Origin of the sequence: Agrobacterium sp. V1 (assembly GCF_030518355.1) — a bacterium.
Classification (GTDB): domain Bacteria; phylum Pseudomonadota; class Alphaproteobacteria; order Rhizobiales; family Rhizobiaceae; genus Agrobacterium; species Agrobacterium cucumeris.
Window position 1 is genome coordinate 180,743 of the sequence record NZ_JAULSF010000002.1, and the last position, 19,856, is coordinate 200,598.

General features: G+C 59.1%; 22 protein-coding genes and 1 other RNA gene. 19 read left to right on the top strand and 4 right to left on the bottom strand.

All coding sequences use genetic code 11. The annotated features are described in order from the left end of the window. Window positions 1-26 precede the first annotated feature (26 nt). Window positions 27-2,009, bottom strand: a complete 1,983-nt coding sequence (tkt, locus tag QSV77_RS14985; RefSeq protein ID WP_052819449.1) for a transketolase — start codon at window positions 2,007-2,009, stop codon at window positions 27-29. A gap of 325 nt (window positions 2,010-2,334) precedes the next feature. Here tkt and QSV77_RS14990 point away from each other — a divergent pair, with 325 nt between their 5' ends. The 7 genes from QSV77_RS14990 (at window position 2,335) to QSV77_RS15020 (ending at window position 7,199) form a co-directional block, all read left to right on the top strand. Continuing rightward, complete coding sequence (locus QSV77_RS14990) at window positions 2,335-2,607, top strand: DUF4164 domain-containing protein (protein WP_302734090.1); 273 nt, start codon at window positions 2,335-2,337, stop codon at window positions 2,605-2,607. 10 nt (window positions 2,608-2,617) lie between these two features. Further along, window positions 2,618-2,995 (top strand): cell division protein ZapA, encoded by a 378-nt coding sequence (locus QSV77_RS14995; RefSeq protein ID WP_046799911.1) that lies wholly within the window; start codon window positions 2,618-2,620, stop codon window positions 2,993-2,995. Window positions 2,996-3,073: 78 nt separating this feature from the next. After that, window positions 3,074-3,232: non-coding RNA, 6S RNA (gene ssrS, locus QSV77_RS15000), on the top strand. 230 nt (window positions 3,233-3,462) lie between these two features. Further along, window positions 3,463-4,725 carry a hemolysin family protein gene (locus QSV77_RS15005; protein ID WP_046799910.1) on the top strand — a complete coding sequence of 421 codons (1,263 nt, stop codon included), beginning with the start codon at window positions 3,463-3,465 and terminating at the stop codon, window positions 4,723-4,725. Continuing rightward, the gene (locus tag QSV77_RS15010; RefSeq protein ID WP_302734092.1) at window positions 4,725-5,342 is read left to right on the top strand and encodes a 5-formyltetrahydrofolate cyclo-ligase; all 618 of its coding nucleotides are present in this window, start codon (window positions 4,725-4,727) and stop codon (window positions 5,340-5,342) included. The genes QSV77_RS15005 and QSV77_RS15010 overlap by 1 nt, the downstream gene beginning before the upstream one ends. Before the next feature lie 70 nt (window positions 5,343-5,412). After that, on the top strand, window positions 5,413-6,237 hold the full coding sequence (locus QSV77_RS15015) for a TIGR00282 family metallophosphoesterase (RefSeq protein ID WP_142841539.1): 825 nt from the start codon (window positions 5,413-5,415) through the stop codon (window positions 6,235-6,237). A 119-nt stretch (window positions 6,238-6,356) separates the two neighbouring features. Beyond that, entirely contained in the window at window positions 6,357-7,199 is an 843-nt protein-coding gene (locus tag QSV77_RS15020) for an MBL fold metallo-hydrolase (RefSeq protein ID WP_302734093.1), read from the top strand. Between the two features lie 64 nt (window positions 7,200-7,263). On the opposite strand, the gene QSV77_RS15025 is transcribed toward QSV77_RS15020, so the two are convergent. Continuing rightward, window positions 7,264-7,767 carry a pyridoxamine 5'-phosphate oxidase family protein gene (locus QSV77_RS15025; protein ID WP_142841537.1) on the bottom strand — a complete coding sequence of 168 codons (504 nt, stop codon included), beginning with the start codon at window positions 7,765-7,767 and terminating at the stop codon, window positions 7,264-7,266. Window positions 7,768-7,966: 199 nt separating this feature from the next. On the opposite strand from QSV77_RS15025, the gene QSV77_RS15030 reads away from it, so the two are divergent. After that, the gene (locus QSV77_RS15030; protein ID WP_003497595.1) at window positions 7,967-8,713 is read left to right on the top strand and encodes a YebC/PmpR family DNA-binding transcriptional regulator; all 747 of its coding nucleotides are present in this window, start codon (window positions 7,967-7,969) and stop codon (window positions 8,711-8,713) included. Window positions 8,714-8,770: 57 nt separating this feature from the next. Here the strand turns inward: QSV77_RS15030 and QSV77_RS15035 are convergent, their stop codons facing one another. Together QSV77_RS15035 and QSV77_RS15040 are read right to left on the bottom strand one after the other, a co-directional pair. Beyond that, entirely contained in the window at window positions 8,771-9,772 is a 1,002-nt protein-coding gene (locus QSV77_RS15035) for an LLM class flavin-dependent oxidoreductase (RefSeq protein ID WP_302734094.1), read from the bottom strand. A 127-nt stretch (window positions 9,773-9,899) separates the two neighbouring features. Then, window positions 9,900-12,209: a methyl-accepting chemotaxis protein gene (locus tag QSV77_RS15040; protein ID WP_302734095.1), complete on the bottom strand. Its 2,310-nt coding sequence runs from the start codon at window positions 12,207-12,209 to the stop codon at window positions 9,900-9,902. Window positions 12,210-12,458: 249 nt separating this feature from the next. Between QSV77_RS15040 and ruvC the strand changes: the two genes are divergently transcribed. The 11 genes from ruvC to QSV77_RS15095 all read left to right on the top strand — a co-directional run bounded on the left by ruvC (window position 12,459) and on the right by QSV77_RS15095 (window position 19,850). Further along, the gene (gene ruvC / locus QSV77_RS15045; RefSeq protein ID WP_003523217.1) at window positions 12,459-12,971 is read left to right on the top strand and encodes a crossover junction endodeoxyribonuclease RuvC; all 513 of its coding nucleotides are present in this window, start codon (window positions 12,459-12,461) and stop codon (window positions 12,969-12,971) included. Between the two features lie 28 nt (window positions 12,972-12,999). Next, a complete protein-coding gene (gene ruvA / locus QSV77_RS15050; protein WP_046799902.1) occupies window positions 13,000-13,617 on the top strand; it encodes a Holliday junction branch migration protein RuvA in 618 nt (205 codons plus the stop codon). A 128-nt stretch (window positions 13,618-13,745) separates the two neighbouring features. Next, on the top strand, window positions 13,746-14,786 hold the full coding sequence (gene ruvB, locus QSV77_RS15055; protein WP_065117401.1) for a Holliday junction branch migration DNA helicase RuvB: 1,041 nt from the start codon (window positions 13,746-13,748) through the stop codon (window positions 14,784-14,786). A gap of 53 nt (window positions 14,787-14,839) precedes the next feature. Then, window positions 14,840-15,058 carry a DUF2945 domain-containing protein gene (locus QSV77_RS15060; protein ID WP_302734096.1) on the top strand — a complete coding sequence of 73 codons (219 nt, stop codon included), beginning with the start codon at window positions 14,840-14,842 and terminating at the stop codon, window positions 15,056-15,058. 36 nt (window positions 15,059-15,094) lie between these two features. Next, window positions 15,095-15,673, top strand: a complete 579-nt coding sequence (locus QSV77_RS15065) for a DinB family protein (RefSeq protein ID WP_302734097.1) — start codon at window positions 15,095-15,097, stop codon at window positions 15,671-15,673. Continuing rightward, on the top strand, window positions 15,673-16,200 hold the full coding sequence (locus tag QSV77_RS15070) for an NUDIX hydrolase (RefSeq protein WP_110758342.1): 528 nt from the start codon (window positions 15,673-15,675) through the stop codon (window positions 16,198-16,200). The genes QSV77_RS15065 and QSV77_RS15070 overlap by 1 nt, the downstream gene beginning before the upstream one ends. After that, window positions 16,197-16,733 carry an NUDIX hydrolase gene (locus QSV77_RS15075; protein WP_302734098.1) on the top strand — a complete coding sequence of 179 codons (537 nt, stop codon included), beginning with the start codon at window positions 16,197-16,199 and terminating at the stop codon, window positions 16,731-16,733. The genes QSV77_RS15070 and QSV77_RS15075 overlap by 4 nt, the downstream gene beginning before the upstream one ends. Further along, window positions 16,730-17,170, top strand: a complete 441-nt coding sequence (gene ybgC / locus QSV77_RS15080; RefSeq protein WP_045019133.1) for a tol-pal system-associated acyl-CoA thioesterase — start codon at window positions 16,730-16,732, stop codon at window positions 17,168-17,170. Before QSV77_RS15075 ends, ybgC begins: the two co-directional genes overlap by 4 nt. A 261-nt stretch (window positions 17,171-17,431) precedes the next feature. Next, a complete protein-coding gene (tolQ, locus tag QSV77_RS15085; protein ID WP_003497570.1) occupies window positions 17,432-18,151 on the top strand; it encodes a protein TolQ in 720 nt (239 codons plus the stop codon). A gap of 61 nt (window positions 18,152-18,212) precedes the next feature. After that, on the top strand, window positions 18,213-18,671 hold the full coding sequence (tolR, locus tag QSV77_RS15090; RefSeq protein ID WP_302734099.1) for a protein TolR: 459 nt from the start codon (window positions 18,213-18,215) through the stop codon (window positions 18,669-18,671). Window positions 18,672-18,680: 9 nt separating this feature from the next. Then, entirely contained in the window at window positions 18,681-19,850 is a 1,170-nt protein-coding gene (locus QSV77_RS15095; RefSeq protein ID WP_269699027.1) for a hypothetical protein, read from the top strand. Window positions 19,851-19,856 lie beyond the last annotated feature (6 nt).

The window sequence follows — 19,856 nt, forward strand, 5'->3', positions numbered from 1 at the left end:
GCTTGAATGGTGAGGGCTTGGGGCCCTCACGCGAGTTTTGCCTCGACTGCGGCGACAACGGCTTCCGCCGTGATGCCGAAGTGCTTGAAGAGATCCTTCGCCGGTGCGGACGCACCGAAGGAATGCATGCCAACGAAAGCACCGTCGGAGCCGATGAAATAATCCCAGCCCTGGCGGATGGCGGCTTCCACCGCGATTTTCACCGGGGCCTTGCCGATGATGGCATTGCGATAGGTTTCCGGCTGTTCCTTGAAGAGTTCGAAGCAGGGAACGGAGACGACGCGGGCCGAAATGCCGTTGTCCTTCAGCGTTGCAGCGGCTTTCAGCGCCACTTCGACTTCCGAACCGGAGGCGAAGATCGAAACCTTCGCGTCGCTTGCCGATACGAGCTCGTAAGCGCCATAAGCGGAGAGGTTCTTTTCTTCATATTCCTTGCGCGAAGGCGCAAGATTCTGGCGGGTAAGCGCCAGAGCAGACGGACGATGCTTCTGCTCGAGAGCCAGCTGCCAGCATTCCGCCGTCTCGGTTTCATCTGCGGGACGGAAGACGAGAAGGTTCGGAATGGCGCGAAGGGCGGCGATCTGCTCGACCGGCTGGTGGGTCGGGCCGTCTTCGCCGACGCCGATGGAATCATGCGTCAGAACGTGGACGACGCGGATGCCCATGAGCGCAGCAAGACGGATCGACGGACGGCAATAGTCGGAGAAGATGAGGAAGCCGCCGGCATAGGGAATGAGACCGCCATGCAGCGCAATACCGTTCATCGCTGCCGCCATGCCGTGCTCGCGGATGCCGTAATGCAGGTAACGGCCGGAGAAGTCGCTCGGCGTGATGGACTTCATCTGGCTGGTCTTGGTGTTGTTGGACGGCGTCAGGTCAGCCGAACCGCCCACCATTTCCGGCAGGATGCCGTTGATGACTTCGAGCGCGTCTTCCGAGGCCTTGCGGGTGGCAACCGTCGGGTTGTTTTCGATGATCTTCTTCTTGAAGGCATCGATGGAGCTGTCGAAATTGCCGGGCAGGTCGCCGGCGAAACGACGCTTGAATTCGGCCTTCTTGCCAGCTTCAGCGGCTTCGAGGCGGGCTTCCCAGTCCTGGCGGGTCTTGGTGGAGCGCAGGCCCGCGAGGCGCCATGCATCGAGCACGTCTTCCGGAATGACGAAAGCTTCGGCTTCCCAGTTGAGGCTCTTGCGCGCAGCGGCAATTTCTTCGGCGCCGAGCGGGTTGCCGTGCACCTTGTGGGTGCCCTGCTTGTTGGGCGCGCCGAAACCGATGACGGTCTTGCAGGCGATGAAGGTCGGGCGGTCGGATTTCTGCGCCGCTTCGATGGCGGCGGCAATCGCGTCCGGATCATGGCCATCAACGCGGATGGTGTTCCAGTGAACGGCCTGGAAGCGGGCAATCTGGTCGGTGCTGTCGGAAAGGCCAACTTCACCGTCGATGGTGATGTTGTTGTCATCCCAGAACAGAACGAGCTTGTTGAGCTTCAGGTGGCCGGCAAGCGCGATGGCTTCGTGGCTGATGCCTTCCATGAGGCAGCCGTCGCCGCACAGCACATAGGTGAAGTGGCTCTGCAGGTCGGAACCGAATTCCTCTTCCAGCTTGCGCTCAGCGATCGCCATGCCGACGGCGTTGGCGATGCCCTGGCCGAGCGGGCCGGTGGTGGTTTCGATGCCGGTCGCATGGCCATATTCGGGGTGGCCGGCGGTCTTGGAACCGAACTGACGGAAGCGCTTGATCTCGTCGATCGTCATGTCCTCGTAGCCCGTCAAATAGAGCAGCGAATAAAGAAGCATCGAACCATGGCCCGCCGACAGCACGAAGCGGTCACGATCCGCCCAAAGCGGTGCCTTGGGATCGAATTTCAGGTAACGGGTGAAGAGAACGGTGGCGACATCAGCTGCGCCCATCGGCAGACCGGGATGGCCTGAATTGGCCTTCTCCACTGCATCCATGGCAAGAAAGCGGATCGCATTTGCCATCCGGTTGTGTTTGTCGCGAGAAATCATGGCTTTTCCGTCTGTTTCCGGGTGAAAGGAGATAGTTTTACGCAACTATCCAAAAAGCGGGTTGATCCATAGCAGGTGAGGCCGGCAAGTCAATAAATCCACGGGCGTTTGCGGTTCGCTGCGGGAGAAAAAATCGTTTAGAAAACCGGGTGTCCTGACAAAATTCGTGCGATATGGGCCGACATCTCTTCGTTCATCCACAGAGCAAAACGCCTCAATGCACTGGTTTGATTGACGGGATGATAAATCGGGTAATAACCTCATGATTGTTGAAAAGGCCTGAAACCGGACGATTCGCCCGGTGGCGTGCGAGTTGGAAAAAACGATGTCGGCTGAGAAGACCGTACAATCTGCGCTGACGGAGCTGAATGCTGCCATCACAAATCTCGAAAATGTCATCGATATGCGTATCGAGCGGCAAAGGGAGACGGGCGAGATCGATAATGAGGTCAAACGGGTCCATGTCGACCGCGCCAGACTGGCGCAGGAGTTGGATCAGGCCGAGTTTCGCGCCAACCGTCTTGAAGAAGTCAACCGCGAGGTTTCCCGCCGTCTGGTGACGGCGATGGAAACGATCCGCGCGGTGCTGGATCGATAGGAGCGGTTTCATGGCGCAAGTCACTGTTATGATCGACGGCAAGGCCTATCGCATGGCATGCGAGGCGGGGCAGGAAGATCACCTCACCGACCTTGCCACGCGTTTTGACCGTTATGTCGGGCACCTCAAGAGCCAGTTCGGTGAAATCGGCGATCTCAGGCTCACCGTCATGGCCGGCATCATGGTGATGGACGAGCTTTCCGAAATCAACCGCAAGCTCGAGAAGCTGGAAGGCGAAGTCACCTCCCTTTCCCGCAACCGCGACGGCATGGCCGAGCACAAGGCGAAATCGGACGAGATGGTGGCGCTTGCCATCGGCGATCTGGCCGATCGCCTCAACGGAATAACCGACAAACTGCTGGCCCGGCCGAAGCCCGCGGCGCATTGATTGGCTGAAGAGTTCTGAGGCGGCAAAATTTCGCACCGCCCCTCTGGCGGTTTTCCCCGATCCGTCCTATATCTTGGATGCGTTCTGCGCTTCCCGACAGGAACCACAATCCCTGGGGCCATACTCGATCCAAAGGGAGCTGTCCCTGGCCAGTCCCGTGGGGCTGGACACACGGTGCCCACCTACTTTTGTAGGCACCCAGGATCGTAAATCTCCATCGGTCGCCGTGGATCGCGCTTGAAGTTTCGGGTCAACCCCGGTTCTTCACCTGATTATTTTATCGTCGACAGTTATTTTTAACTACTGCCGGGAACGGCTTTTTTATAGTGCCGTCATTGCAATGGCGGAACAATTCCCTATTATCCGGATTGGTATGTCTGTCATGCCCTTTTATAAAAAGGGCGCTGCGGCCAAAACCGCGACGTGCCGTTCAACAGCCCAAAGAGCTAAACTTGTTTACTGAAATTATGATCGTGGTCCTGCTCACCGTATTGAACGGTGTGCTTGCCATGTCCGAGCTTGCCGTTGTCTCCTCCAGACCGGCGAGGCTCAAGGTGCTTGCCGCGCAGGGCAGCAGAGGCGCCACCATGGCGCTCGGCCTTTCCGAAAATCCCGGACGCTTCCTTTCCACGGTGCAGATCGGCATCACGCTGGTCGGCGTTCTGTCCGGTGCGTTTTCCGGCGCCACACTCGGCGCCCGGTTCACCGCATGGCTTCTGGAACAGGGTGTTCCCGATCGTGCCGCCGATGCGATCGGTGTCGGTTCAGTGGTTGTCGCCATTACCTATCTGTCGCTGATCGTCGGCGAGCTGGTGCCCAAGCAGATCGCGCTGCGCGATCCCGAAAAGGTTGCCGCCCGCGTCGCGCCAACCATGGTGATGCTGTCGCGGGTTGGCGCGCCGCTGGTATGGCTGCTCGACAAGTCGGGCAAGGCCGTCCTCGCCCTTCTCGGTCATAGTGGCGAGTCCAACGCCTCGGTGACCGACGACGAAATCCGCACGGTTCTGGCCGAGGCCCATAGCGCGGGCGTGATCGAAACCGAGGAATCGGCGATGATCACCAGCGTCATGCGTCTTGCCGACCGCAATGCGCGTGGCCTGATGACGCCGCGCCGTGACGTGGAAGTGGTCGATATCGAAGACAGCGCGGAAGAAATCCGCGAGCAGCTTCGCGGCACCCAGCGTTCGCGCCTGCCGGTGCGCAACGGCGCTTCCGATGAAATTCTCGGCGTGCTTTTCGCCAAGGACGCCTTTGATGCGCTGGCCTCCGGCAAGGAGCTGGATGTGCGGGAGCTCCTGCGCGAAGTTCCTGTCGTCTCGGACCTGACGAGCGCGGTGGATGTCATCCAGTCATTGCGCCGTTCGACCGTGCATATGGTGCTGGTCTATGACGAATACGGCCATTTCGAAGGTATCGTCAGCTCCGGCGATGTTCTGGAGGCCATCACCGGCGCGTTCCAGGAAGATAACGACGAGGAGCCGGCAATGGTCGAGCGCGAGGACGGTTCGTTCCTCGTCGCCGGCTGGATGCCGGCCGATGAATTCGCTTACCGCATGGGGTTCCAGATCGACGAGGACGCCGAGTTCGAGACCGTTGCCGGTCTGGTGCTGGATGAGTTCCGTCGTCTGCCGGAACTGGGCGAGCACATCACCCGCAACGGCTGGCGTTTCGAAGTCATCGACCTCGACGGCCATCGTATCGATAAGGTGCTCGTGAGCCGGGCCGCCTGATGTCTGGCGACATTGCCGAGAAAGCAAGACTGCGTGGCGAAAGGCTTGCCGCGCGTGATGCGCTGACGCAGGCCGAGCGGCAGGAAAAGAGCCAAGCGCTGACCGCCCATGGCGCATCCGCCATCTCGTTTGTGCCGGGCGCGATCATTTCCGGCTTCATGCCGATCCGTTCCGAGGCCGATATCCGGCGGCTGATGGAGGCGCTGCGGACAAGGGGCGCGCGTCTTTTGCTTCCCGTCGTGCTGGACCGCGAAACCATCGTTTTCCGTGCCTTCGACGCGGATACCGCACTGGTGAAGACCGGCTTCGGCACGACCGGGCCGGGGGTCGATGCGGATGTTCTCGATCCGGATATTCTGCTCGTGCCGCTGTCCGTTTTCGACGGGCAGGGTCAGCGTATCGGTTATGGCGCGGGCCACTATGACCGCGCCATTGCACGATTGCATGGCAAGGGTCGGAGCCCCGTTCTCATCGGTGTCGCCTTTGATTGTCAGGAAGTACCGTCGGTGCCGGCGGAGCCGCATGACGTGCCGCTTAATGCAATTCTGACGGAGAGCGGCCTGCGCTGGTTTTCCGAACGGCGGTCGATGCCCGATCAGGGGCAAAAGGCGTTTTAGCACTTTTTAAAACACGGATTACCCGCTAGAGGGACGCAATCCAAAGAACATACGCAAAACGGGGCGGTGAATGAGACTTCTTTTTCTCGGAGATATGGTGGGCAAGACCGGACGCACGGCGGTCTGGGACAGGTTGCCGGGACTGATTTCCGATCTGAAGCTCGATTTCGTCATCGTCAATGGTGAAAACGCCGCCGGCGGTTTCGGCATCACCGAGGATATCTATCTCGAGACCATCAATGCCGGCGCTGATGTGGTAACGACAGGCAACCATGTCTGGGACCAGAAGGAGGCGGTTTCCTTCTGCGAGCGCCACGACCAGTTCCTGCGGCCCGCCAATTATCCCGATGGTACGCCTGGCAAGGGCTCAGGCATTTTTTACGCCCGTAACGGCGCACGTATCCTCGTCGCCAACATTATGGGCCGGGTGTTCATGCATCCGGAACTTGATGACCCCTTCAAGTCGGCCGAGGCTATTCTTGCCGCCTGCCCGCTGAAAGAGCAGGCCGACGCCATCATTTTCGATTTTCATGCCGAGGCGACCAGCGAAAAACAGTGCTTTGGCCATTTCGTTGACGGCCGTGCAAGCTTCGTTGTCGGCACCCATACGCATGTTCCGACGGCGGATGCGCAAATCCTCAATGGCGGCACCGCCTATATGTCGGATGCCGGCATGTGTGGTGATTATGACAGCTCGCTCGGCATGGAGAAGGAAGAGCCGATCAACCGCTTCATCTCCAAGATGCCGAAGGGGCGCTTCGAGGCGGCAAGCGGGCCTGCGACCATCTGCGGCGTCGGTGTCGAGATTTCCGATCGCACCGGACTGGCTGAAAAGATTGCGCCGCTGCGCATCGGACCGCGGCTTGCCGAAACCCTACCGTCTTTCTGGGCCTAACCTTCCTTCGGCGGCAATGCTCACAATGACGAGATTGTGAGCATTCTAGCCGCTCTTGCAACTGGACGGCTTGCAAAACCTGTCTCATCCTCTGCCCTTCGCAAGTTCAGGGGAGTAGCATGATGCTGCGTGTGCTAATGCTTGCAATAACGGGATTGCTCACCGGCGCGGGAGCGACCTTCGCCCAGACGGAAAGTCGCCCGCCCGTCAGCCAGTGCCAGGCGATTGCCCGCAATATTCCCGGTGTGATGTTCGCCAGTTTCAATCCACCCGGCGTTCAGCTTGCCCAGGCCGCTTCCCGGGAAGAGGTGAAGATCAGTTTCATCGGCCATTCCACCTATCTCATCGAAAGCCCCGGTGGGGTAACGATCGCCACCGACTATAATGGCGTCTATCGCCCGCCCGTCACCCCGACGGTGGTGACGATGAATAGGGCGCATTCGACCCATTTCACCCTGAACCCGGATCCGGCCATTCAACACGTGCTGCATGGATGGAGTGATACGCCGGGAGAAAAGGTCGAACACAGGGTTCTGGTGGGAGATGTCTATATCCGGAATGTCGCGACCGATATCCGCAACCGCTGGGGTGACTACGAATCCTTCCAGGAGAACGGCAATTCCATCTTCATTTTCGAAATTGCAGGACTGTGTATAGGCCATCTCGGCCACCTACATCACGAATTGACGGACACGCATTATGCCGAAATAGGCCGTCTGGATGTGTTGATGGTGCCGGTGGATGGCGGCCTGACCATGGGGGCCGACAGCATGAGCCGGGTGGTGAAACGCCTGCGCTCCGCGCTTATCCTGCCGATGCACCGCACCGGGCCGCCGCTCGAACAGTTTCTGACGATGTTCGGAGAAAGTTTCCAGATTGCTTATGCCGCCGATCCGGTGATCCGCGTTTCAATGAGAAACCTTCCCCGCCAACCGCAGATACTGGTGCCGAAAGGCATGTAGCAGGCGGTGGGCGAGGAAGGCCGGGGGAGCCCGGAAAATCAGGAGCTAGAACCAGGTAAAGGTATCAGGCGAATGTGAGGTGCTGGCGGACGCCGACGTCAGGTGTCTTGTCATCCGACATGTTGGCCTTGGCGATTTCCCAGCCGAATTTCAGCGTACTGTCGGTTGACGCCCAGATATCGGCATCATCGACGTGAAGCGCCAGCATCGTCAGCAGCGGGTCGGCCTTGCCATGTTCGAACCAGGCGGCGGTGACGGAATTCCAGTATTCGTCGATCTTCGCCCTGTCGTCACGCGCTTCCAGAATGCCGGAGAGGCAGGCGTGATAATCATGGTCCTTGCCGACGAGGCAGAAATGCGCACGCGAGCCTGACTTCAGCGATTTTACGAGATCGGTGTCTTTTTTGGAGAAAAACCAGATGGTGTTGGTTTTCGGGTCAGCATGAGGCGCCATGGGCTGCATGTGGTTGTGCAGTCCTTCCAGACCGAGCATGCCGGCATGGACGGAATTGATCTCGTCCCAGAGCTGGCGGGCCGGGGCTTCTCTTGCTTCAGTCAGGCTGACCATATGTTTTCTCCTTCCGGTCTGTTTTGCTGCGACGGAGAGAAATCCATGCCCTCATCTGCCGCGTTCATGATCAAAACGAGAAGCGGATAAATCAGTTCCTTCTATTGTTCACGGAAGAGAAAGCGCGTGCGGGGTTGAACGGCGGGCGTATCGCACTTATAAGGCCCGCAATCTCCAAATTAAGACAATCAGGTTTTCCATGGCTGGTCATTCACAGTTCAAGAACATCATGCACCGCAAGGGCAAGCAGGACTCCGTACGGTCCAAAATGTTTTCCAAGCTTGCGCGTGAAATCACCGTTGCGGCAAAGGCGGGCATGCCCGACCCGAACATGAACGCGCGCCTGCGTCTGGCAATCCAGAATGCCAAGGCCCAGTCCATGCCGAAGGACAATATCGAGCGCGCGATCAAGAAAGCTTCCGGTGCTGACAGTGAAAACTACGACGAAGTCCGTTACGAGGGTTACGGCCCGGGTGGCGTCGCCGTCGTCGTCGAGGCCCTGACCGACAACCGCAACCGCACCGCCTCCAACGTACGCTCCATCTTCACCAAGGCTGGTGGCGCACTCGGTGAAACCGGCTCGGTCTCCTTCTCCTTCGACCGCGTTGGCGAAATCACCTATAAGGCGGAAGTGGGCGATGCCGACAAGGTCATGGAAGCGGCCATCGAAGCGGGCGCTGACGATGTCGAATCCTCCGAAGACGGCCACACCATCATCTGCGGTTTCGAAGCGATGAACGAGGTTTCCAAGGCGCTGGAAGGCGTGCTTGGCGAGGCCGAAAGCGTCAAAGCCATCTGGAAGCCGCAGAACACGGTGCCGGTGGATGAAGAAAAGGCGCAGTCGCTGATGAAGCTCATCGACAATCTCGAAGACGATGACGACGTGCAGAGCGTCTATTCCAACTTCGAGGTTTCCGAAGAAATTCTCGCCAAGCTTTCCGCCTGACGTTTCATGTTCTTAAAGAAAAGCCCCGGCAGCGATATCGCTCCGGGGCTTTTTTATTCAGGCGGCCTTCCTGATGGAACTCCGCACATCGGCGAAAATTTCCACGGAACGCAGCCGTTTTTCGATGTCATGGATCGGCATCGATACGATCAGTTCGTCTGCCTGCGTTTCGGCAAGGAAACCACCGAGATGGCGCTCGATCGTTTCCGGCGAGCCGACTGCGGCGAAACGCAAAGTGTGTTCCACCGAGAAGCGTTCCATCTCGTTCCAGTAATCGTCCATGCTTTGCACCGGCTTCGGGAACGGGGTGCGGACATTGCGGCGCAGATTGACGAATTGCTGCTGTGACGAGGTGAAGAGATGCTGTGCCTCCTCATCCGTCTCGGCGCCGACACCCATCACACCCACCATCACATATGGCTTGTCCAGCACCTCCGAGGGCTGGAAGCGCTCGCGATAGATATGGATCGCCTCCATCAGCATGTCGGGGGCAAAATGCGATGCGAAGGAATAGGGCAGGCCAAGTGCCGCGGCGAGATGCGCGCTATAGGTGCTGGAGCCGAGCAGCCAGAGCGGCACGTTGGAATTCATGCCCGGCACGGCAAGGATCGCCTGATCCTGCTGCGGCGGGCCGAGGTAACGCTGCAACTCGATTATGTCCTGCGGGAAGTTTTCCGCACCGGCATCGAGATTGCGGCGCAGCGCCCGTGCCGTGCGCATGTCGGTTCCGGGCGCGCGGCCAAGACCGAGATCGACCCGGCCGGGCAGCAGCGCCGCTAGCGTGCCGAACTGTTCGGCAATGACGAGCGGGGAATGGTTGGGCAGCATGATGCCGCCGGAGCCGACACGGATATGTTTCGTGGCCGCCCCCACATGGGCGATGACGAGGGATGTCGCAGCACTGGCAATGCCCGGCATGCCATGGTGTTCCGCCAGCCAGATGCGGTTATAGCCGTGGTCTTCGGCCTTGATTGCCATGCGGCGGGAATTTTCAAGCGCCGCGCTGACGCTCTCGCCTTCGCCGATGGGCGAAAGGTCGAGAATGGAAAAGGGGATCATCCGACGCTCCTGCGTAAATTCAAATCTTTGCTGCGGATGTAAGGCGCGTGTCCCGATTTACCATAGAAGTCGCATAGAATTGATGGATGGTTCAAAAAAATTGGGGCCTCCGAAGAGGCCCCCATATTCAGCCAGCCCGCCGGAATTGAGGGGTTTTGCCGTGTGCCGCTGCTTGCCTGTCAGTGGCCAGCACAAATTGTCCGAGCCTGCCGTCCATCTCGCCCGCTTCGGAGGCGAGGTTATGAATGGCGGCCGTTGTTTCCTCCACCATGGCGGCATTTTGCTGTGTCATTGTGTCGAGGCTGGTGACGGTGCCATTGATTTCCGCAAGCGTTTGCGCTTCCTCGCGGGTCGATTCCATGATCTCCTCGATGCGGGAACTGATGGTCTGCACATGTTTGCCGATGCCGGTGAGTGATGCGCCCGCCTTTTCGACTAAGACAACACCTGCGGAAACCTCGTCGGTGGAGCGTTTCAGCAGGCTGGAGATTTCCTTGGCGGCGGCGGCCGAACGTTGGGCCAGTTCACGCACTTCCTGCGCCACAACCGCAAACCCCCTGCCAGCGTCGCCAGCGCGGGCGGCTTCCACACCCGCATTCAAAGCAAGAAGGTTGGTCTGGAAAGCGATTTCATCGATGACGCCAATGATCTGGTTGATCTGGCGCGATGAGGTCTGGATCGCCTCCATGGCGGCGATGGTCTGCTCCATCACGCGGCTGGATGCCGTCGCCTCCGTGCTCGCGTCATGGGCGATCCGCGTTGCCTGTTCGGCACGTTCGATCTGATCGCGGACGGCCTCGGTGATGGCCTTGATGGCGCTTGCAGTTTCGGTAATGGAGGCTGCCTGTCGCTCGGTGCGCTCCGCCAGCTGGTCGGCACCCACCCGCATTTCTTCGGAACCGCCCCGAACGGCGGTGGAATTGCCGCCGATGGCCTGCATGGTCTCGCTGAGCCGGGCAAGCGCCGTATTGAAGTTGTGGCGCAGGCTTTCGAGATCCTCGGGGAATACGGTGTCGATACGATAGGCAAGATTGCCATTCGCCAGCCGGTCCAAACCTTCGTCCAGAGACTGCACGACCATCTGCAGGGTTCCGGCCTCGGCTTCGCGCTCGGCGAGATGCGCGCGGCGGGCGGTTTCGGCTTCCTCCCGGGTGCGCGATGCGGTCTCTTCCATCTCCCGCTGCAGAATAAGCTTTTCACGGAAACTGCCGAGCGCCCGCGCCATGCGGCCGATCTCGTCCTTCCGGTCCTGATTGCCGATCTCCGTATCGAGACGACCTGCCGCCACTTCGCCAGTCAGCCCGGCGAGCTTTTCCAGCGGGGCGAACAGGCGCCGTGCGAAAAAGGCCGTTGCCGCACACATGGCGGCCAGAACGCAAAGGCCGATCACGGCAAGTGTGCCGGCAATCGAGATGGAACCTGCATTCAGTTCGCTGCGCAACATGCTTTCGACGGCGAGATATTTTTCACCTGCAAAGGAGAAGGGGCGGGCATAGGCATTGGCCTCGCCATCCGGGCGGTCGATCTTGGCAATCGTCATGCCGGCGGCGTTCAGCGCCTGTCCATGGAAACCGTAGATTGCCGGGTCGAGACCGATGAGCTTTTCGCCCTGTACGCCCAGAACTTTGCCGTCCGTCGAAATGATTGCCGATTGTTCAGAACTGCCGGCCGCGATGCCCTTTGCGAGTATCTGGCCGAACACGTCTTCCTTGACACGGAAGAGGACGATGCCCTTGAAGGCACCGAATTTGACGACCGGGACGCCGAAATAAATACCGGCCTCTTTTGTTGCCGTGTCTATGCGCAGGCCGGAAAAACTGGTCTGCGCAATGTCGTTGACGGCTTTCTCGGCATTCGCGGCACCGCGCGCAAATGCCGCGCCAAGACCACTTTCCGTCCAGACGCCGCCGGTCACGGTTTCCGCAAAGGCCGTTCCCTTCAGATAAGAGTAATAGACCGTGCCGGCCGGATCGATGAAAAGGACGTCGCTGAACGGCGTTCCCTGCAGATATCCGCCGATATCCGTCTGGGTCTTTTCATGGGTCGAATAATAAAAGCCGCTCGGGCTTTCCGGCTTGATCAGCTTTTCCTTTTCGCCGAATGGATTTTCCTTGACGAAAACGCGCTGCAGTTCCGCCTTTGCGTCACCGGAATTCTTCTGTACGGTCGCCCAGCCGCTGCGCATGGAAACAACAGCCATTTGCAGCGCTTCTATCTTGGCGATGGAGTCCGCCTGCGTCTGCAGCTGTTCAAGGCGTTCCTGGAGCATGTCGCCGCGGAAGACGAGAATGCTCTCCATCGATTTCGACGCCTGTTCTTCGAGAACGCCACTGCTGCTTTGATAACCGAGAAGTGTCAGAGCCCCGGTGGATATCGCCATCAGCGCCAGAAAAATCACCAGCACTTTGGTGGATATGGAATGAAAACGGTTCAGCATGGCCGAAGCAGCCCCCAATGCCGGATCAGTTCCCGCGCCATGCATGAATGGCGCCATCGGACGGCTGATATGGCGAAAATATTGTGCTGCGGATCATCATGTCCGCAGCTCCCCTTTTTTTGGTTTTGTGGGGGAACAATGCGGTACGCGGTTTAAGCAGAGGTAAATGCTGTGTTGCAAATTTGATCAATGTTGTCGTTTTGTTCACTTATCGCTGGCAGGGTCGCAGCCGGAAAGATAAGGTAACTCATGCAAAAGACGATTCGAATCATCGGCATCGACCCCGGACTGCGGCGCACCGGCTGGGGTGTGATCGACACCCTCGGCAACAGCCTGCGGTTTGTCGCTTCCGGCACGGTAACGTCGGATGGCGACATGGACCTTGCCTCCCGGCTCTGCCAGTTGCATGACGGGCTGGCGGACATCGTGCACAGCCATCAGCCCGATGAGGCGGCGGTGGAGCAGACCTTCGTGAACAAGGATGCGGTGGCCACGCTGAAACTCGGTCAGGCGCGCGGCATTGCCATGCTGGTTCCGGCACGGGCAGGATTGCCGGTCTTCGAATATGCGCCGAATGCGGTCAAGAAAGCGGTTATCGGCGTCGGGCACGGCGAAAAGCAGCAAATTCACATGATGCTGAAAATCCTGATGCCGAAGGCCGAATTCAAGGGTAACGATGCGGCGGACGCGCTCGCCATCGCCATCTGCCACGCCCATAATCGCGGCGGTGACAGGATGCGGCGGCTCCTGGCGGCCGGTTGAATATAGGTCTCATTGAGCGGGCGGCATCATGATCGGAAAATTGAAGGGCAGCATCGAGGAAATCGGCGCGGATTACGTGCTGGTGGATGTGCATGGCGTTTGTTACGTCGCCTATTGTTCGGCGCGGACACTGTCGAAAATCGGCTCCGTCGGAGAGGCGGTGGTGCTGTTCATCGAGACATATGTGCGCGAGGACCAGCTTAAGCTGTTCGGATTCCTCTCCGCACTGGAGCGGGAATGGTTCAACCTGCTGCAGAGTGTGCAGGGAGTGGGCTCAAAAGTGGCGCTGGCCGTCTTGTCCACCCTGTCGCCTTCCGAGCTCGCCAATGCCATAGCACTTCAGGACAAGGTAATGATTTCGCGTGCGCCCGGCGTGGGGCCGAAAGTGGCGGTTCGCCTCGTGACGGAACTTCGCAACAAGGCGCCCGCTTTCGCTGGGGATGCTTCGGCGTCCATCGGGCTCAAGCAGGAACTTGGGGAAGGCGTTGCCTCCGCGCCGGTTGCCGATGCGGTCTCTGCGCTCACCAATCTCGGCTATTCGCGTGATCAGGCCGCCAATGCGGTTGCCGCCGCACTGAAGAATGGCGGTGAGGGTGGCGATAGCGCCAAGCTGATCCGGCTGGGGCTGAAGGAACTTTCGCGGTAAGACTGGCTTGGCAAGCGGGCGTGGAGCCCGGGCCTATCCTGAATTTCGTGAAGCGCCTTGTTGCGATACTCATGATATAGCGGCGACGGTTACCTGATGAATTCGGCTATAACAATGGAATGCCCTGAATGAGCGATGCGGAGAGACTGATTACCCCGGAAAAGCGCGGTGAGGATATCGACACCACGCTACGCCCGCAGTCGCTGGACGATTTTACCGGCCAGGCAGAGGCCCGCGCCAATCTCAAGGTGTTTATCGAGGCCGCCAAGAACCGGGGCGAGGCGCTGGATCACGTGCTGTTCGTCGGCCCTCCCGGTCTCGGCAAGACGACGCTGGCGCAGATCATGGCCAAGGAGCTTGGCGTCAACTTCAAATCCACGTCAGGGCCGGTCATTGCCAAGGCGGGTGATCTTGCCGCACTTCTCACCAATCTCGAGGAGCGCGATGTCCTCTTCATCGACGAAATTCACCGCCTCAACCCAGCGGTGGAAGAAATCCTCTACCCCGCCATGGAGGATTTCCAGCTCGATCTCATCATCGGCGAGGGGCCGGCGGCGCGCTCGGTGAAGATCGACCTCTCCAAATTCACCCTCGTTGCCGCCACGACCCGCCTCGGCCTGCTGACGACACCGCTTCGCGACCGTTTCGGCATTCCCGTCCGGCTGGCCTTCTACACGGTCGATGAGCTGGAACTGATCGTCCGGCGCGGGGCGCGGCTGATGGGGCTCAATATGACCGATGGCGGTGCACGGGAAATCGCAAGGCGCGCGCGGGGCACGCCGCGCATTGCCGGTCGGCTTTTGCGCCGCGTGCGCGATTTCGCTGAAGTGGCGCGGGCCGAAGCCGTTACCCGCGAGATTGCCGACGAGGCTTTGACGCGGCTCCTAGTCGACAATATGGGCCTCGACCAGCTGGATATGCGTTATCTCACCATGATTGCCGTCAATTTCGGCGGCGGCCCGGTCGGCATCGAAACCATCGCCGCGGGCCTCTCGGAGCCACGCGATGCCATTGAGGACATTATCGAACCCTACATGATCCAGCAGGGTTTCATCCAGCGCACGCCACGCGGGCGCATTTTAACCGCAACCGCCTGGAAACATCTCGGCATGCAGCCACCAAAGGATCTCGAGGCCGCGCAGTTCCGGCTGACGCTGGAAGACGATTGAGGGAACAAGCCCCGGCACGCTGGCATTTGACCATCTTTGGTAAGGAGATGATCATGTCGGCATTTCGCAAGGGAACGAAAGTTCGCTGGAACTGGGGTAACGGAACCGGTGAAGGTAAGATTGTCGAGACCTTCACGGATGATGTTGAGCGCACAATCGCCGGCTCCAGGATCAAGCGGACGGCGAGCAAGGACGAGCCCGCTTTTCTGATCGAACAGGAAGACGGCGCAAAGGTTCTGAAAAGCCGATCGGAGCTTGAGCGGGCCGATTGAACAACGCCGCCATCCGGCGGTCACGGAGGGACGCTAATGCCTTACGATCCGCTGCGGATTTTCCGCAAACTCGCTCGCAACAACCGGCTGGCCAATTTTCGACTGCACGAGGCCTGTCTGCGGCTTTCGCAGGAAGCTTTCATCGCTCCGCGCGTCAGTTTTTTCCCCACTTTCAGGGCGACGCTGAACCACATCTACACCGTCGACCGCTTCTATATCGATGCCCTGCAGGGTGGAACGCTCGGTCTGACCGCCTTTGCCGAAGAGGAGCCCTTCTCAACCATGGCGGAACTGCACACCGCCCAGACGGAACTTGACGAGGTACTGATCGCCTTTGTCGACGGTTTGGATGAAGACGGCCTCGCGGCCACGGTCAATATCCATCGTGGCGCGCGTATCCAGCAGGATCGTTGCGACGATGTCCTCTCCCATCTCTTCCAGCACCAGACACATCATCGCGGGCAGGCGCATGCCATGCTGTCCGGCACGGCGATAAAGCCGCCGCAACTGGATGAATTCATTGTGGGGGATGATGCAAAGGCGAGAAAAGAAGAGATGGATGCGTTAGGGTGGGCGGAAGATGATTTGATGTTTCCAGCCCACAGGCCAGCATGATGACGCATGATAACAAAAGCCAGGACACTCGCATCCGCATGAAATTCAAGCCGAAGCGCATCTTCCAGATGCGCGTTGCGGGTCTGGCGTTTCGTGATGGGCATGTGCTGGTGCACCGGGCGTCGCATGAAAAATTCTGGACCTTTCCGGGCGGTCGCGCCGAAATGGGCGAACGCTCCGAGGAAACGCTGGCGCGTGAAATGGTGGAGGAGCTTGGTGTCGAGGCCAAGGTGGGGCGGCTTCTCTGGGCGGTCGAAAACTTCTTCCATTATGAAGGCAAGGACTGGCACGAACTCGGTTTTTATTACCTGATGGACCTGCCGGAGACGCTGGCCTTTCATCCGACCGATATCATCCACCGGGTTCAGGATGGTGACAACGAACTGGAGTTCCGCTGGGTCGCGGCAACGCGTGAGGCGTTGACGGAACTGGATATTCCGCCCTATTTCATCGCCGACGAAATAGAACACCTGCCGCAGACCACAAGACACCTCGTCTGGCATGACGGCGATCTGGACGATAAATGACTTTTGCCCCCGAACGCCATATGATCCGGCTGGACCGCAAGCCGCAGCTTTTCAGCATGCGCGTGGCGGCGTTGATCTTCCAGAACGGCCATGTTCTCGTTCAGCGCGGCACAATGGACAGTTACTGGGCCCTGCCGGGCGGACGGGCGGAAATCGGCGAAAGCTCCGAAGAAACCATAATCCGCGAAATCGGCGAGGAACTTGAGCGAGACTGTTCGGTCGAACGCCTTTTATGGTCCGCCGAGAATTTTTTTGCTTACGGCGATTATGCCGCGCATGAGCTGGCGTTTTATTATCTGGTGTCGCTTCGCAATGCGTTTCCCTTTCATGAAAGCGATATCGTTCACCGGGTGCTGGACGGTGTCGAAGTAGAGCTCCGCTGGTTGCGCGCGCAATCCTCCACTTTGCTGGAGCACGATCTCAGGCCTCGTTTTATTGCAGACCGCATTGAGGTGCTGCCGCCGCGCCATGAGCATCTCATCGTCCGCGAAGGTGGCATCGATGCGGACGCACTTACCAAGGAGACATTATGAGCGAGCTTGTGGTTTCGCTTTCCGGCGAACTCATCGAACATGGGCACCGCCTGACACAACGCGTCTATTATGAGGATACGGATTTTTCCGGCCTCGTGTATCACGCGCGCTACCTGCATTTTCTCGAGCGCGGCCGCACCGATTACCTGCGTTGCCTCGGCTGCGAGCAGAGCGCGCTTTTGACCGCTGACGAGGAGGGCCTTGTCTTCGTCGTTCATCGCATGGAGATCGATTTCAAGACCCCGGCGCGGATGGATGATGTGCTGACAATCACCACTGTGACCGAAAAGGCTGGTGGCGCAAAAATGGTGCTCAATCAGGAAATACGGCGTGGTGAAACCCTGCTGGTCGCCGCCAAGGTCATCATCGCCGTCATCAATGCCAACGGCCGGCCAAGGCGTCTTCCGGAGACGGTGGCGGAAAAATTCCTGAAGTAATTGGCGGCCCGGTTCAGTAAATCCACCCGGCGTGCCTCGGTTGTAACACTCCTTTAACCATAATGGTGTCTTACTTTAGCAACTGGCATTTGTGCGGCGCACGCCTTCCTTTCACCAAATTTATTGGCAAGTAAGGCTTACTGGCAAGTATCGGGGTATGGCAAAGGGGTTAACGGCTGCGGCCGCATGACTTCGAGCGTTAACACGCGTTTGAATCGCCCGGTCCCGTACCGGGCGTTTGGATTCGGGGATTGGATATTTATGGAACAGGCAGGTTTGGCAGCGGCGACACACGATGTAAGTCTCTGGGCACTGTTTATGCAGGCGGGCCTCATCGTGAAGCTCGTGATGATCGGACTTATCGCCGCCTCGGTCTGGACGTGGGCGATCGTCTTTGACAAATATGTGAGCTTCGGCAAGGCAAAGCGCCAGTTCGACCAGTTCGAACAGGTGTTCTGGTCGGGCCAGTCGCTTGAGGAGCTTTATCGCACGCTGGCGGAACGCCAGAATGGCGGTCTTGCGGCTATTTTCGTTTCTGCCATGCGGGAATGGAAAAAATCATTCGAGCGCGGCGCGCGTTCTCCCATCGGTCTGCAGATGCGCATCGACCGGGCAATGGACGTGACGATTGCGCGTGAAGGCGAACAATATGAGGCCCGCCTCGGTTCGCTGGCCACCATCGGTTCGGCCGGTCCCTTTATCGGCCTCTTCGGTACGGTTGTGGGTATCATGACCTCGTTCCAGGCGATTGCCGGTTCGAAGTCGACCAACCTTGCGGTTGTGGCGCCCGGTATCGCCGAAGCGCTTCTGGCAACGGCCATCGGCCTTGTCGCGGCTATTCCCGCGGTTATCGCCTATAACAAGTTCACGGCTGATGCGCACAAGCTTTCCGCTCGCATGGAAGGTTTCGCAGACGAGTTCTCCGCGATCCTGTCGCGCCAGATCGATGAAAAACTTCAGACACGGCAGGCCGCCCAATAAGCGGCCCCGCAACTTGCATGCTGTGCAGTGATTTGCCGCAAGGCAAAATGGAGTAAAAACTATGGGTATGTCAGCAGGCGGCGGCGGCGGTTCCGGTGGACGCCGGGGTGGGCGCGGCGGACGCCGCAAAGGCGGCGCGATCAGCGAGATCAACGTGACGCCGCTGGTCGACGTCATGCTTGTGCTGCTTATCATCTTCATGGTGGCGGCACCGATGATGACGGTCGGCGTGCCTATCGATCTGCCGCAGACATCCGCCAATGCGCTGAATTCGGACACGCAGCCGATCACGATTTCCGTCAATGCCAATGGCCAGATCCATTTGCAGGAAACCGAAATCCAGGCGGCCGAGGTGGCCGACAAGCTGCAGGCAATCGCCACGACAGGTTATAACGAACGTATCTTCGTCCGCGCGGATTCCGTTGCCGCATACGGCGTCGTCGCCGATGTGATGGCGCGTATCCAGGCGGCGGGCTTCAAGAATATCGGCCTTGTGACCCAGCAGAAACAGGACAATTGACGTAAAACGATGAAGGGCAGCATAACCACATCCGCGATCGTGCATGCGTCGCTTCTGGCTTTCGCCCTGGTTTCCCTGGGCTCGCCGGAACCGCTCGACGTGTCGCAGGCCGAGGCCTTGCCGGTGGAACTGGTGCCTATCGAGGAATTGACCCAGATCCAGCAGGGCGACAAGAACGCTCCGAAGGCCGAAAAATCGGCTCCTGTTCCAACCACACGCCCTGACATCATCGAAAACGCCCAGAATATCGGTAATAACACCGCCGATATAGAGGCGCCGCCGACGCCGACGACAAAACCCAATGACAATATCAGCGCCGCTGCCCCGCCAAAGCAGGAAAAGCCGCAGCCGGTCGTCGATACCAAGGCGAATGAAGTAAAGGAAATCGTCAAGGAAGAAACCTCGGCTCCCAAGCCGCAGGAAATGGCCGCCTTGCCGCAGACCAAACCGGAAATAGCGCCGCAGCCGAAGACGGAACCGCCGCCGCAGGAAACCAAGGCGGAAGAACCGCCGCCGGCCACGCAGGAGCCGGCCGAAATCCCCGTGCCGCAGAACGTGCCGCGCCCGAACTCCCGCCCCGAACCGCCGAAGCCGGAAGAGCCGAAGCAGGCAGAAACCAAGCCTGCAGAGCAGAAGCCTGCTGAAAAGCCGGCCGAGACCAAGCCCGATCAGGCAAAATCCACCGACAAACCTTCTGACAAGAAGCCGGGCGAGAAGAAGCAGGAGACGGCGAAATCCGCTTCGTCCAAGGAAAGCGATTTCAACGCCGACGATATCGCCGCGCTTTTGAACAAGCAGGCGCCCTCCGGTGGCGGGGCGAAGCGATCGACACAAACCGCTTCGCTTGGCGGCAAGAAAACAACGGGCGGCTCTACGCTCAGCCAGACGGAAATGGATGCGCTGCGTGGCGCGATCCAGAAGAACTGGCAGATCATTCCCGGCATGGCGGATGCCTCGGACGTTCGCGTTCGGGTCACCATGAAGCTCGACCGTGATGGAACCATCATCGGTCGGCCCGAGATCGAGGCGACGGGCGGTTCCGAAGGAACGCGCCGTGCTCTTTCCGGCGGAGCCTATCGCGCCATCATGCGTTCTGCTCCGTTCACGAACCTTCCTGCCGACAAATATGACGCATGGAACGAAGTCGTTGTGAACTTCGATCCCAGTGAATTGCTATGAATGCTG